Raw genomic sequence first — 14,163 nt, 5'->3', positions numbered from 1 at the left:
TGTGACCCGGTCGAACTTGATCGGCGGAGAGATGCTCAACTGGTCGGATCTGCACCCGGTCGACGCCCGCCCCGCGGCCGCCGGACCCGCCGCCGCAGCACTCCTGGCCGCCACCCTCCAGCCCGCGGACTCCGTCCTGATCGCCGGGCCACACGCCGTCGACCTGATCACCGCGGTCGCCTCGCAGGTGACGTCGGTGGATCTGCTGCTGCGCTCGGCCCCGGACGCGGAGGAGATCGCCGAACTCCTCGCCGACACCAAAGGCCAGGTCTTCTGCGGAGCCCTCGACCGCTTCGTCGAGGACGAGACGTACGACGTGATCGTGGCGCTGGACGGGCTCGAGCGGCTCGTCGGCCCGGACACCCCGTCGCTGACCTGGACCGAAGCCCTCACCCGCCTGCAAGCCCGGCTCGCTCCCCCCGGCCGGCTCCTCCTAGGTGCGACGAACTCCTTCGGCCTCGAACGCCTGATCCGGCCCGCGATCACCGCGGCCCTCCCCCGCGACGAAGACTGGTCCCGCTCCGTCGCCGACACCGCCCCTGCCGGCCTCAAGCCACTTCAAGCCGCTTTGAGGGATGCCGGAGTCGAGGTCTCGCAAACCTACGCAGTCTTCCCGTCCCTGATCGAGGCAGAACTCGCGCTCACCTCAGTGGACGGCTTGGCAGCAGTCGCCGCGGCCCGAGCTGTTGCCGCACGCAACGCAGGCCCGGTCCTGATGGACCCCTACCGCCTCCTGTTGGACGCAGCTGACGCAGGCCTGGCAAAGGAGCTCGCACCCGCCTGGTACTTCGCCGGCGGAACTGCCCCTAGCATCCTCCCGGACGGAGTCGTTCCCGCCGGGTCCGGCGTGTTGCTTGAGGAGTACCTCCTCGCCGCCTTGCGAGTCGACGACCAGGCGACTTTGCGGCGGATCATTCCCGGCTACGTTACTTGGCTGGGGACCGGAGGCGGCGGGTCGCCGGACAACGTGATCCTGGACGGGGCGTCGTACCGGGTGTTCGGGGAACGGCAGGAGCTTGATGTTGTCGGGCATCTCCAGCGGTTTGCGCGGCGCGTGCTGGAAAGTGGCTCGCGGCAACCATGGCCCGCGGGTGGCGACCCGCACGTCTTGACCGCGCGGCTCGCGTCGATGGCCGGAATCACTGTGCCAGAAGACGATTCGACGCCGGCCGAGGTGATCCGTCCGCTGGGAAGCGCCGAGCAACTCGCGACCGTAGCGCGCCTCGCGGACGAGCTCGCACACGCGAGCGCACGCGCGATCCTGTTCGAAGGCACGGTCAGCGGGATCCGGCGATCGCTGCCCTATCGCGTCGGTCACGCGGTACTGAATCCGGCCCGAGTGATCCGCCGCCGCGCGAAGCGCCTGCTCCGGAAGGTTCGTCGCTGATGCACCACGCGAACCACTTCTACGGCCACGCGAACATCATGGCGTCGTACGCCGGACTCGCGAAGCCACCGCGGATCTGGGGCTACCTCCAGCACGGCTGGAACATCCTGGACGGCTTCGCTCACGGCACGAACTTCGCGCCCGGGATGCCGAAGTTCGTCTGGTCCGACAGCGTCCGCCGGCGCGGCCACTCGATGGGGATGCGCAACTACGAGGTGATCGGTTCGGTCTGGCTCTACCTGCTGAAGGTGCACCCCGAGCTCGCCACTCCCGCGAAAGGGGCCAAGGGCACCATCTTCTACCCGTTCCACGGCTGGGAAGGCCAGCACGTGCTCGGAGACCACGGCCGCCTCGTTGCCTCGATCAACGAGCACGAGACCGGTCCGGTGACCGTCTGCCTGTACTGGAACGAGTACGACAAACCCGAGATCCGCAATCTCTACCAGGACGCGGGATTCCGCGTCATCACCCACGGCTACCGGGGACTGCACTGGCGCCGCACCGACGCGAAGTTCCTGGTCAAACAGTTGCGCGAGCTCCGCAAACACACGCGGGTCGCCTCCAACCGGCTCAGTTCCGCCGTCCTGTACGGCGGTTCGATCGGCCTGCAACCGGGGGTCTACGGTGATCCGATGGTGCTCGAGCACGAGCATCCGTCGTTCGGCGGGCAGGCGCGGATCAAGCGACTCTGGCCGGAGCTGGACCAGCCGTTCGTCCCGCCGGCGATCGCCCGTGAGTTCACCGACACCGAGCTGGGCGTCGACCATGTCGCCGGTCCGGCCGAGATCCGGGAGATATTCAAATGGACCACCTGAAGATCGGCATTGTCACGCAGGTCAGGGTGACCAGTACCCGGCTGCCGGCCAAGGTCCTGCTGAGCGTCCGCGGCCGGACCTATCTCGAGCACCACCTCGATCGACTGAACGGCACCGGTCTCCCGGTGATCGTCGCGACCACCACGAACTTCAACGACGACATCGTGATGGAGGTGGCCGGGCAGTCCGGGATCCCGGTCTTCCGCGGCAGTGAGGACGACGTCCTGAGCCGCTTCGCCGGCGCCGCCCGTGAGCACGAACTGGACGGGATCGTCCGGGTGACGTCGGACTGCCCGCTGATCGATCCCGAAGTCGTTGCTACCGGCGTCGATCGCTGGCGGGCCGAGAACGACCTCGATCTCTACCTGTCGAACTGCCTCGAGCGGACCTATCCGCGCGGCATGGACTACGAGATCTTCTCCGCGGCCCGGCTGTACGATGCCGAGGCCAAGGCGACCCTGCGGTCCGATCGCGAGCACGTCACGCCCTACCTGCACCAGAACCGGTCCGGCGACATGCGGTTGCTGAACCTGGGTTGGTCGGGCGGCGGTGCGCAGTACCGGCTGACGCTGGACACCCCGGACGACTGGAAGTTGCTCGATGCCCTCATCGAGGACTTCGGCGCGGCCGACCTGAACTGCGCCGAACTGGTTGCGATTCTGGACACACATCCGCACCTGGCCACGCTCAACGCGCACATCGAACAGAAGAAGCTCGGCGATTAGGACGCGACCTTTCAGCGCGGCAGGGTGCGGCTACGGCATGATTTACGGTGATGACCACCGATGATCCAGGATCCGACGTACCGGACGCGGCCCGCGCGAAGGCGTTCGGCGCCGTCGCGGCCGCGTACGACGCCGGCCGGCCGACGTTTCCCGCCGAGGCGTTGACCTGGATCCTGGGCCCGGGGCGGGGGCTGCAGGTCCTCGATCTGGGGGCCGGCACCGGCAAACTCTCCGCCGTCGCCGCTGAGCTCGGGCACGACGTGGTCGCGGTCGACCCGTCCCAGGAGATGCTCGAGGTCTGCCGCCGGCGGCCCGGGATCGACTCGATGGTCGGTGCGGCTGAGTCGATCCCGCTCGCGCACGCCTCGGTGGACGCGGTGATCGTCGGCCAGGCGTTCCACTGGTTCGACCACGCCCGGGCCCTGCCGGAGATCGCCCGCGTCCTGCGGCCGAACGGCGTACTCGGCCTGCTCTGGAACAACGCCGACACGGTCGTGCCGTGGGTCCGGCGGATGGTGCACGCGATGCAGGGCAGCGACCACATCGGCGACGACCGGTTCGACCCGATGCCGATCCTGCTGCAGTCGGACCTGTTCGCGCTGGTGGAGACGGCCCGGTTCCGGCACTGGCAGGACCTGGACCGGAAGGGCCTACGGCAACTGGCCCTGTCGCACTCCCGGATCGCCGTTCTGACCGAGTCCCGCCGTGACGCGGCGCTCGACCAGGTCGACGCGCTGTACGACACCACCGCCCGTCCTCCCGAGCCGCTGCGGATGCCGTACTTCACCGACTGTTACCGCGCTCGGCCCAGCGACCTGGCGAACTACCGCCGTACTCTCGACGCCCCGGTCGCCCCGCATCTGTGAAACAGGTGAACGTTTTGGTTGCGGTGGGTCACAAATCCGCGACCAGCGGCTAACGTGCATCTGTTCGTGTCCAGCGAAGGGGATCTCATGGACGAGCAAGCGGTGCGCGAGCGGGATGCCCGCGCGTACGAGGCCGTGTACGAGGCGGCCGACTTCACCGAGCTGAGGCGGCGCTACAAGAACTTCGTCGTGCCGTGGACGATCGCCTTCATGGCCTGGTACCTGGCGTACGTCGCCTGCAACAACTGGGCCCGTGACTTCATGAGTCAGAAGGTGGTGGGGCACGTCAACGTGGCGCTGATCTTCGGCCTGCTGCAGTTCGTGTCCACCTTCGCGATCGCCGCGATCTACGGCCGGTTCGCGAACCGGAAGCTCGATCCGCTCGCCCACGGGCTGAACGCCAAGTACAAGAGGGAGCGCCGCCGGTGACCACGCTTCTCGTCCCGCTGGCCACCGAGCCGGGCAACCGGGCGCTGACCATCGCGCTGTTCACCGCGGTCGTTGCCGTGACGCTGTACATCACCTGGTGGGCGTCCCGGCAGAACAAGACGGCGGCCGACTACTACGCCGGCGGCCGCTCGTTCACCGGCGCGCAGAACGGTCTCGCCATTTCCGGTGACTACATGTCCGCGGCGTCGTTCCTCGGCATCTCCGGCTCGATCGCGCTCTACGGCTACGACGGCTTCCTGTACTCGATCGGGTTCCTGGTGGCCTGGCTGGTGGCCCTGCTGCTGGTCGCCGAGCTCCTGCGGAACTCGGGCCGGTTCACGATGGCCGACCAGCTCGCGTTCCGGATGCGGCAGCGGCCGGTCCGGACCGCGGCCGCGACCTCCACGATCGTGGTCTCGATCTTCTACCTGCTGGCCCAGATGGTCGGCGCCGGCGCGCTGGTCGGGCTGCTGCTCGGCGTCAAGAGCGAGGGCCTGAAGGCGGGCGTGATCATCCTGGTCGGCGCTTTGATGATCATCTACGTGACCTTCGGCGGCATGAAGGGCACCACCTGGGTACAGATCGTCAAGGCCGTGCTGCTGATGGCCGGCGCGATCCTGATCACCTTCCTGGTGCTGCTGAAGTTCCACTTCAACATCTCCGACCTGCTCGGTGCGGCCTCGGCGAAGTCCGGCAAGGGCGAGGCGTTCCTGCAGCCCGGACTGCTGTACGGCAAGGACCTGACCGGTCAGATCGACTTCCTGTCGCTCGGCCTCGCGCTGGTCCTCGGTACGGCGGGCCTCCCGCACATCCTGATCCGCTTCTACACCGTGCCGGACTCGCGGGCCGCGCGCCGGTCGGTGCAATGGGCCATCGGTCTGATCGGCGCGTTCTACCTGATGACGCTGGCCCTCGGGTTCGGCGCGGCCGCGCTGCTGGACACCGGCAAGGGTTCGGCGGTTGCCGAGTCGAAGGGCAACGTGGCGTCGCCGCTGCTGGCCGAGTCCGTCGGCGGTGGCGCCGACTCGATCGGCGGAGCGATCCTGCTCGCGCTGATCGCGGCGGTCGCGTTCGCCACCATCCTCGCGGTGGTCGCGGGCCTGACGCTGACCTCGGCCTCGTCGTTCGCGCACGATCTCTACGCGAACGTCATCGCCAAGGAGAAGCCGTCCGAGAAGAGCGAGCTGCGGGTGGCCCGATTCGCAGCCATCGGGATCGGCGCGGTCTCGATCGGGCTGGCGATCCCGGCACAGAAGCTGAACATCGCGTTCCTGGTCGCCCTCGCGTTCGCGGTCGCGGCCTCGGCGAACCTGCCGGCGCTGCTGTTCAACCTGTTCTGGAAGAAGTTCAACACCTCCGGCGCGGTCTGGAGCATCTACGGCGGGCTGATCTCCGCTGTCGTCCTGGTGATCTTCTCGCCGGTGGTGTCCGGCACGCCGACGTCGATGATCACCGGCGCCGACTTCTCCTGGTTCCCGCTGTCGAACCCGGGCATCGTGTCGATCCCGCTGGGCTTCCTGTTCGGCGTCCTGGGCACGTACCTCGGCCGCGACAAGGCCAGCGAGTCCCGCTACCACGAGCTCTCCGTCCGCTCCCTCACCGGCGCCGGCGCAGAGGGCCCCGCCAAGCACTAACTCGGACCGACGAAGGGCCGGCTCGCGTTCTGCGAGCCGGCCCTTCGTCAGTTGATCCGGAAGATCGTCGCGAACACATCCAGCTCCGCGGCGCTCGCCTGCCGGCCGGCGATCCCGTCGGCGCGTGCTTTCGCCCCATCGATCGTACCCGTCAGCAACGGCGTCAGCGGCGCCATCGCCTCGACAACGACCACGTTGGCCGGCGCGGGCTCGGGGAACGGTCCTGGCGCCGCCGTGAGCGTCGGACCCGAGCAGAGCGCATGTACGACGATGTCACCGAAGCGCAGCTCGTAGGCGAGCTTTCCAACCCCACGCTTCGGCGGGTGGTACGTCGACCGCAGCGCCATCACCAGCGAGTCCGGCGTCGCGATCTCGCCCGGCCGGAGCTCCCCGAGTGACCGCGCTCCCCACCGGCCGAGCGCGAGTACGACGTCTTCCAGGTCCAGCCCGTACGGCGTGAGCTCGTAAACGATCGCGCCCGACGGACGCGGCTGCACCCGGCGCTCGACAAGGCCGGCGCTCTCGAGCTCCTTGAGCCGGGTCGCCAGGACGTTGGTCGGGATCTTCGGCAGGCCCGCGCGCAGATCCGTGTACCGCTTCGGACCGACGAGCAGGTCGCGCACGATCAGCAACGCCCAGCGCTCTCCGACGAGCTCGAGCGCCCGGGCGACACCGCAGTGCTGCCCGTAGGTCTTCGACGTCATGACCCCAGTCTACTTGACAGAGTCTACTTGTTTTTTGCAAGCTTGCTTCATGACGACGAAGCAGCAGTGGCGTGCGGAGTTTCTGGCCGGTCAGCACGTCGGGGTGGTGAGCGTGGGGCGGCCCGACGGGTTGCCGCCGACCACTGTGCCGACGTTCTACGCGTACGAGCCGGGCGGCGCACTGACGATGTTCACCAACACTCAGGGGCGGACGACGGCTCGGGCCGAGGCGATCAAGGCGGCGGGCGTGGTCACGTTCCTGGTCCAGGAGGAGAGTTGGCCGGCGAAGTACGTCGCGGTCGAGGCGACGCTGGACTCGGTGAGCCGGCCGACGGTCGAGCAGATGCTGACGATCGTGCGCCGGTACATGCCGGAGGAGGCCGCGCAGCAGTTCGCCCACGCCGAGGTCGACAACCCGGACAGCACCATCGTCTTCTTCAGTTTCACCCCGGCGCGCTGGTTCTCCGCCGACTACTCCTGACCCCTTCAAAGCCCCACCACGCGTCACGAACCGTTGACGCTCGCGTAGCCATGCCGTAACAATGAGCCAGCGCTGCGCAAGAAACGAGCAAGATCTAAGCAAGTTTCCGACTTCCTTGTTCTTGACGGCACAGCGCGGCTATCTCTCTGCGTCCTCACCCCCGCCCCCTAGGAGAGGCCATGCGAATCCCGAAGTGGCGGCTGCCAACCGCCTTGCTCGCCGCGAGTCTCGCGCTCGCGGCGAGCCCGCTCGTCCACCCGACCCCGGCCGGCACCGCGGCGGCCGCCGTACTGGCCGGACCCAACCTCGCCACGGGCAAGGCCGCGTCGGCCAGCACCGTCACCCAGACCTACGGCGCGTCGAACGTGACCGACGGCGACCAGGGCACCTACTGGGAGAGCGCCAACAACGCGTTCCCGCAGTGGGTCCAGGTCGACCTCGGCTCGTCGGTCGCGACCAGCCAGGTCGTGCTCAAGCTGCCGACCGCGAACTGGGGTGCCCGCGACCAGACCCTCGCGGTCCAGGGCAGCACCGACGGGCAGAACTTCAGCGACCTGTCCGCGTCGGCCGTGCGCGCGTTCACCCCACCGAGCAACACGGTGACCATCGACTACGGCACCGCGACCACGCGGTTCGTCCGCATCCGGATCACGGCGAACACCGGCTGGCCGGCCGGGCAACTGTCCGAGCTCGAGGTCTACGGCCCGGCGACCGGTGACACCCAGGCTCCCACCGCCCCGGGCAACCTGGCTCTCACCGAACCCGGCGCCGGCCAGATCCGGCTCACCTGGACCGCCTCCACGGACAACGTCGGAGTCACCGGGTACGACGTCTATGCCAACGGCCAACTGCGGACCAGCCTGGCCGGCAACGTGCTGAGTTACACCGACAACCAGCCGGCCAGCACGACGATCTCGTACTTCGTCCGCGCGAAGGATGCCGCTGGCAACCAATCGGCCAACAGCAACACGGTGAGCCGGAACGGCAGCAGCGGACCTGGTAGCAACCTCGCGCTCGGTAAGCCGATCGACGCGTCCGGCTACGTGCACGTCTTCGTTCCGGCCAACGCGAACGACGACAACGTGACGACCTACTGGGAGGGCAACGCCAACCCGGCCACGCTGACCACGCAGCTCGGCTCGAACGCGGACCTCAGCTCGATCGTGATCCGGCTCAACCCGGACTCGGCCTGGGGACCTCGGACGCAGACGTTCTCGATCCTCGGCCGGGAGCAGAGCGCGTCCGGGTTCACCACGATCGTGCCGAGTGCGTCGTACAACTTCAGCCCGGCGAGCGGGAACAGCGTGACGATCCCGGTCAGCGCGCGGGTGGCCGAGGTACGGCTGAACTTCACCGCGAACACCGGCGCCCCCGCCGGCCAGGTCGCGGAACTGCAGGTGATGGGGGTGCCGGCGCCGAACCCGGATCTCACCCTCTCGAACGTCTCGTGGACACCGACCTCGCCGGTCGAGACCGACACGATCACGCTCCGGGCGACGGTGAACAACGGCGGCACGGCGGGCTCGCCGGCGACGGACGTCAACTTCTACCTCGGCGAGACCAAGGTCGGTACGGCGGCTGTCGGCGCGATCGCGGCCGGCGCGTCGACCACGGTCACCGCAGCGATCGGCACCCGGGACGCGGGCAGCTATGCCCTGGGCGCGAAGGTCGACGAGTCGAACACGGTGATCGAGCAGAACGACGCGAACAACGCCGCGAACGCATCCGGCCCGCTGGTCGTGACACCGGTCGCCAGCTCGGACCTGGTCGCGGCAGCGGTCAACTGGACACCGAACAACCCGGCGGCTGGGAACTCGGTCGCCTTCTCGGTGGCGCTCAAGAACCAAGGCAGCGTTGCCTCTGCGGCCGGCGCGCACGGGATCACGTTGACGGTGCTGAACGGGTCGTCGGTGGTCACGACGCTGACGGGGACCTACAACGGCGCGATCGCAGCCGGTGCGACCACGTCCGCTGTTGCCCTCGGCAACTGGACGGCGGCGAACGGCCGCTACACGGTCCGCGTCGTACTCGCGGATGACGCGAACGAACTGCCGGTCAAGCGGACGAACAACACCATCGAGCGGCCGTTCTTCGTGGGCCGCGGCGCGAACATGCCGTACGACCACCTGGAGGCCGAGGACGCCTCGGTCGGCGGCGGCGCTTCCGTGATCGGTCCGAACCGCACCATCGGCGACCTGGCCGGTGAAGCGTCCGGCCGGCGCGCGGTGACGCTGAACTCGAATGGTTCGTACGTCGAGTTCACCACCCGGGCCAGCACGAACACGCTCGTCACCCGGTTCTCCATCCCGGACTCGGCGGGCGGCGGCGGTCAGACGTCGTCGATCAACGTCTATGTGAACGGCAGCTTCCACAAGGCATTGCCGCTGACCTCGAAGTACTCCTGGCTGTACGGCGCGGAGGCTTCACCGAACAACTCGCCCGGTTCCGGACCGGCCCGGCACATCTACGACGAGGCCGGCATCATGCTCGACTCGACGTTCCCGGCCGGGACGAAGATCCGGCTGCAGAAGGATCCGGCGAACGGTACGACGTACTCGATCGACTTCGTCGACACCGAGGCGGCGACGCCGCTCGGGAACCCGGGCGCCGGATTCGTGACGCCGGCCGGGTTCACCCACCAGGACGTGCAGAACGCGCTCGACCGGGTGCGGCAGGACAACTCGCTGCAGGGTGTGTACCTGCCGGCGGGTGAGTACCAGACGTCGTCGAAGTTCACCGTGTCCGGCAAGGCGATTCGCGTCGTCGGCGCCGGGCCGTGGTTCACGCGGTTCGTCGCACCGCAGAACCAGTCGAACACCGATGTCGGGTTCGACGCGCAGCCGTCGGCGAACGGGTCGACGTTCAGCGGGTTCTCGTACTTCGGCAACTACGACAGCCGCAACGACGGCCCGGGCAAGGTGTTCAACTTCGCGAACACCTCGAACATGACCATCGACAACGTCTGGGCCGAGCACCAGATGTGCCTGTACTGGGGCGCGAACACCGACAACTCGGTGATCAAGAACTCGCGGATCCGGGACTCGTTTGCCGACGGCATCAACATGACCAACGGGTCGGCCGGCAACACGGTCAGCAACAACGACGCCCGGTCCACCGGCGACGACAGTTTCGCGCTCTTCAACGCCACCGACAACGGTGGTGGGGAGGTCCGGGACAACGTCTTCGAGAACCTGTCCGCGACGCTGACCTGGCGGGCCGCCGGGTTCGCGGTGTACGGCGGGACGAACAACGTGTTCCGCAACCTGTACGCCGCGGACATGCTCACCTATCCCGGCATCACGATCAGCTCACTCGACTTCGGCATCCCGATGAACGGCTTCGGCGCGACTCCGCCGACCCGGTTCGAGAACGCGTCGGTGGTGCGGTCCGGCGGGCACTTCTGGGGTAACCAGACCTTCCCCGCGGTGTGGATCTACTCCGCCACGAAGGTGTTCCAGGGGATTCGGGTCAGCGATCTCGATGTCGTCGATCCGACGTACGCCGGGATCATGTTCCAGACCGACTACGTCGGCGGCAGCCCGCTGTTCCCGGTCGCCGACACCATCTTCACCAACACCACGGTGTCCGGAGCGCGCAAGTCCGGCGACTCCTTCGACACCAGGTCCGGCTTCGGCATCTGGGCCAACGAACTCCCCGAACCAGGCGAGGGCCCGGCCCGAGGCGCCGTCACCTTCAACAACCTCACCCTGACCAACAACACCACCGACATCCGCAACACCACCACAACCTTCACCATCACCCGCAACTAACACTCAGCCAACCGAAGCCGCCGGAGCACCCCTCCGGCGGCTTCTCCATCTGCCCCCGCCGTCAATCGCAAGTCGCTCAGAGGTCTCCTGTTGCCGGGACAGGAACGATTGCACTTCAACCACGAGCGGCCCGCACGTCGCAAGCAGATCCTCGCCGTCATCGCGGGTTTCATCTGCTCGTGGCCGACCCACTGCTGTGGATCCCTGATGCCATCGCCTGGAGTTGGGCTCGTGGCGGCGCCTGGAAGCAGGCGATCGCTTCGTTCTGCCAGCTCAGGGAGCCCTGACAGCGCGAAACCCGGCTCGTCCACCGTCCGGAGGGCTGCCGGGTTCACTTCCGGGGGACTCGTGTCCCTCGGCATTCTCAACTGTAGCGGGTGTTGGTGGTTCGCGGAGGGCCTTTTGAGAGCTGCCCCAGGTTGCCCCGGATCAGAGGTCGTCGGCGATTCGGGCGAGGGCTTCGCCGGCTTTGAGGACCAGGGCTTGGTCGGCGGGGTCGAGGCGGCGGAGGAGTTTGCCGAGTTCTTCGGCTGCTTGGCGGCCGGAGGCTTCGACGGTGGCGGCGCCGGCGTCGGTCAGGACGACCGCAGTGGCGCGGCCGTCCACGGGGTCGGGCTCGCGGCGGACCAGGCCGGCCTCCTCGAGGGAGGCGACCGTGGTCGTTGCGGTGGGCTGCGAGCACGGCACCCGGGCGGCGATCTCGCCGATCCGGATCGGTTGCTCGTCGGCGACCAGCATCAGCGCCAGGAACTGCGTCGGGTGCAGGACCGCGGTGGTCCTGCTCCGGCGCAGGTGCCGGACGATCCGGTGCATGCTCACCAGCAGTTGCAGGGTTTCCTGAGCCATTCGCGATCACCTCCGAGGGGAAGCGCCATCCTGGCACAGGCGGGCAAATAGTTCCTACCGCCGAAGCTTCAGTTGAGTCGGATGTCCGGGTGGTAGAGGTCCAGCCAGGTCGCCAGCGACAGCGTCTGCTCCAGGTGTCGCCGGGCGGTACCGTCGGCCGCCCGGGTGAGCGATTCGGCCGACTTCCGGTCGACCAGGTCGAAAACCGCGTGGTGGTCGGCCAGCAGCCCACGGACCTGACCGGCGAGAGCTTCGACGTACGCCGGATCCTGCGTCTGCGGGTACGGCGACTTCTTCCGCTCGGCGACCGACTCCGGCAGCACGTCCCGGGTCGCGGCCCGGAGCAGGCTCTTCTCCTTGCCGTCGAACGTCTTGAGCGACCACGGCGTGTTGTACACGTACTCGACCAGCCGGTGATCGCAGAACGGCACCCGCACCTCCAGCCCGACCGCCATACTCATCCGGTCCTTGCGATCCAGCAGGATCCGCACGAACCGGGTCAGGTGCAGGTAGCAGATCTTCCGCATCTCCCATTCGTCGTCGGACTCCCCGTCCAACCGCTCGACCTCGCGGACGGCGTCGGCGTACCGATCTCTCAGATGACCACCCAGGTCGAGCCGCTTCAGCACATCCCGGCGCAGCACGCTGACCTGCCCGACCTCCCGTCGCGACGCCATGTAGGCGATCCACGGGAACATCTCCCGCTTCCGCACCTCGGCGTCGTGGAACCACAGATAGCCGCCGAAGACCTCGTCCGCCGACTCACCCGACAGTGCGACCGTGGACTGCTCGCGGATGGCGGAGAACAGCAAGTACAGCGAGCTGAAGATGTCCCCTCCAAGCGGTGCGTCGTTCGCCCAGATCACCTTGCGCCGGATCTCCGGATCGGTCAGCGCGGAGTTGTCCAGCACGATGTCTGAGTGCTGCGAGTGGACCATGTCCGCGACGTCGTGCACGTACGGCGTATCCGGGGTCATCCGGAGCTCGGAGGGCTGGAAGTTCTCGTCCTGGCCGGTGAAATCGACCGAGAAGCTGCGGACCTTGCGCCCCTCCTCGGCCAGCTGACCGGCCGCGAGCGCCGTGATCGCACTGGAGTCGAGACCGCCCGACAACAGCACACAGCGCGGTACGTCGGCAATCAGCTGGTGGCGCGTGATGTCGTCGAGAAGCTCACGGACATGTGCCACCGACGTGTCCTGATCGTCGGTGTGCTCCTTCGTCTCCAAACGCCAGTACCGGCTGGTGTGGAGGCCGGCGCGGTCGACGGTGACGACCGTACCCGGCTCGACCTCGTACATCCCGGCCCAGAGCGAGTGCCCCGGCGTCTTCGACACCGTGAGGAGCTCGCGCAGGCCGGCTGCCTCGACCACGGCCGGTACGGCGGGGTTCGCGAGGATCGCCTTCGGTTCGGACCCGAACAGCACACCGTCGGCGGTCGGGTAGTAGAAGAACGGCTTGATGCCCATCCGGTCGCGGACCATCACCAGGGTCTCGAGCCGCGGGTCCCAGATGGCCAGCGCGTACATCCCGTTCAGCCGCTCGGCGAACGCCATACCCCACTCGGCGTACGCGCGTAGCACGACCTCGGTGTCCGAGTCCGTGCTGAACCGGTGACCGCGGCGGCGTAGCTCGTCGCGCAGCTCGGTGTAGTTGTAGACCTCGCCGCTGTAGACCATGCCGAGGGTGATCGTGCGGCCTTCGGAGGTGACCTCGGTGGTCATCGGCTGCTCGCCGCCGGGGAGGTCGATGACGGCGAGTCTTCGGTGCCCGAGGGCGACGTGCGGGGCGAACCAGGTGCCCCGTGCGTCCGGTCCGCGACACGACATCGTCTCGGTCATCGCGTCGACTACGTCCTGCTCAGTCGCCAGATCGTGCCGGTAGGCCACCCATCCGGTGATGCCACACATGGTCGCTCCTCTCCGGAGATACATTCGCTTCCAATGTATTTCTGGCGATGAGTGATCACAACACTCGTTTGAGTGACCAACCTTTCAGAGCTGTACGGCGAGAACGCCCAGCGCGAACGCGAGTCCGGTGAGCCCGAGCATCGTGCTCGCAAGCAGGATCAGCCGGCGTTGCAGCGCCGGGAGCTCGGCCGCGGTAGCGAACACCCGGCTCGGCCAGTGCCGCCAGGAGACGTACCAGAAGATGCCGGTTGCGCAGAGCAACAGGAATCCCTTCAGCGCGTGGATCCACCAGTGCGCGTGGGTGATCGCGAGAAGCCCGAGGCCGGTGACGGTGATCGCCACGATCAGGCCGACCACCTTCCAGCGGTTGCCTGAGGCAATCACCGTGGTCAGCGCTTCACGGCCCTCCTGATCGGGGCCGAAGTACCTCTTGAGCTTGGGCTGGACGACGAGCAGCGAGTACGCCATCCCGCCGACCCAGGCCGCCGCGAGTCCCGCGTGGATGATCGCCAGCACCGTCGTCGTCACGCCAGGGAACTCTAGGTCACAAGGCGGTTAACACGCCCGTCACAAACGAGCAACAGGACCGAAATGACCGA

12 protein-coding genes are annotated in these 14,163 nt (G+C 67.7%); 8 read left to right on the top strand and 4 right to left on the bottom strand.

The genetic code is table 11. From position 1 onward, the window contains the following. Position 1: 1 nt before the first annotated feature. The 6 genes from AB0E63_RS11940 (at position 2) to AB0E63_RS11915 (ending at position 5,856) form a co-directional block, all read left to right on the top strand. The gene (locus tag AB0E63_RS11940) at positions 2-1,387 is read left to right on the top strand and encodes a hypothetical protein (RefSeq protein ID WP_360364484.1); all 1,386 of its coding nucleotides are present in this window, start codon (positions 2-4) and stop codon (positions 1,385-1,387) included. After that, the gene (locus AB0E63_RS11935) at positions 1,387-2,202 is read left to right on the top strand and encodes a hypothetical protein (protein ID WP_360364482.1); all 816 of its coding nucleotides are present in this window, start codon (positions 1,387-1,389) and stop codon (positions 2,200-2,202) included. The genes AB0E63_RS11940 and AB0E63_RS11935 overlap by 1 nt, the downstream gene beginning before the upstream one ends. After that, the gene (locus AB0E63_RS11930; RefSeq protein WP_360364480.1) at positions 2,190-2,927 is read left to right on the top strand and encodes a glycosyltransferase family protein; all 738 of its coding nucleotides are present in this window, start codon (positions 2,190-2,192) and stop codon (positions 2,925-2,927) included. Before AB0E63_RS11935 ends, AB0E63_RS11930 begins: the two co-directional genes overlap by 13 nt. A 50-nt stretch (positions 2,928-2,977) precedes the next feature. Beyond that, positions 2,978-3,793: a class I SAM-dependent methyltransferase gene (locus AB0E63_RS11925; RefSeq protein WP_360364478.1), complete on the top strand. Its 816-nt coding sequence runs from the start codon at positions 2,978-2,980 to the stop codon at positions 3,791-3,793. Between the two features lie 87 nt (positions 3,794-3,880). Next, positions 3,881-4,222: a DUF485 domain-containing protein gene (locus AB0E63_RS11920; protein WP_360364477.1), complete on the top strand. Its 342-nt coding sequence runs from the start codon at positions 3,881-3,883 to the stop codon at positions 4,220-4,222. Next, positions 4,219-5,856 (top strand): cation acetate symporter, encoded by a 1,638-nt coding sequence (locus tag AB0E63_RS11915; RefSeq protein WP_360364476.1) that lies wholly within the window; start codon positions 4,219-4,221, stop codon positions 5,854-5,856. Before AB0E63_RS11920 ends, AB0E63_RS11915 begins: the two co-directional genes overlap by 4 nt. Before the next feature lie 47 nt (positions 5,857-5,903). Here AB0E63_RS11915 and AB0E63_RS11910 read toward each other — a convergent pair whose 3' ends face one another. Continuing rightward, positions 5,904-6,560, bottom strand: a complete 657-nt coding sequence (locus tag AB0E63_RS11910; protein WP_360364474.1) for a helix-turn-helix domain-containing protein — start codon at positions 6,558-6,560, stop codon at positions 5,904-5,906. Positions 6,561-6,609: 49 nt separating this feature from the next. Between AB0E63_RS11910 and AB0E63_RS11905 the strand changes: the two genes are divergently transcribed. Beyond that, entirely contained in the window at positions 6,610-7,041 is a 432-nt protein-coding gene (locus AB0E63_RS11905; RefSeq protein ID WP_360364472.1) for a pyridoxamine 5'-phosphate oxidase, read from the top strand. Between the two features lie 179 nt (positions 7,042-7,220). Beyond that, entirely contained in the window at positions 7,221-10,811 is a 3,591-nt protein-coding gene (locus AB0E63_RS11900) for a discoidin domain-containing protein (protein WP_360364470.1), read from the top strand. A 429-nt stretch (positions 10,812-11,240) separates the two neighbouring features. Here the strand turns inward: AB0E63_RS11900 and AB0E63_RS11895 are convergent, their stop codons facing one another. The 3 genes from AB0E63_RS11895 to AB0E63_RS11885 form a co-directional block, all read right to left on the bottom strand. Beyond that, positions 11,241-11,657 (bottom strand): MarR family transcriptional regulator, encoded by a 417-nt coding sequence (locus AB0E63_RS11895; RefSeq protein ID WP_360364468.1) that lies wholly within the window; start codon positions 11,655-11,657, stop codon positions 11,241-11,243. Between the two features lie 68 nt (positions 11,658-11,725). Continuing rightward, complete coding sequence (gene asnB, locus AB0E63_RS11890) at positions 11,726-13,564, bottom strand: asparagine synthase (glutamine-hydrolyzing) (RefSeq protein WP_360364466.1); 1,839 nt, start codon at positions 13,562-13,564, stop codon at positions 11,726-11,728. An 84-nt stretch (positions 13,565-13,648) separates the two neighbouring features. Next, positions 13,649-14,092 carry a hypothetical protein gene (locus AB0E63_RS11885; protein ID WP_360364465.1) on the bottom strand — a complete coding sequence of 148 codons (444 nt, stop codon included), beginning with the start codon at positions 14,090-14,092 and terminating at the stop codon, positions 13,649-13,651. Between the last annotated feature and the right edge of the window lie 71 nt (positions 14,093-14,163).

Source organism: Kribbella sp. NPDC026596 (assembly GCF_040638415.1).
Taxonomy (GTDB): Bacteria; Actinomycetota; Actinomycetes; order Propionibacteriales; family Kribbellaceae; genus Kribbella.
The sequence above is the reverse complement of the archived record's forward strand: the minus strand, read 5'-3'. Positions and strand labels throughout refer to the sequence as shown.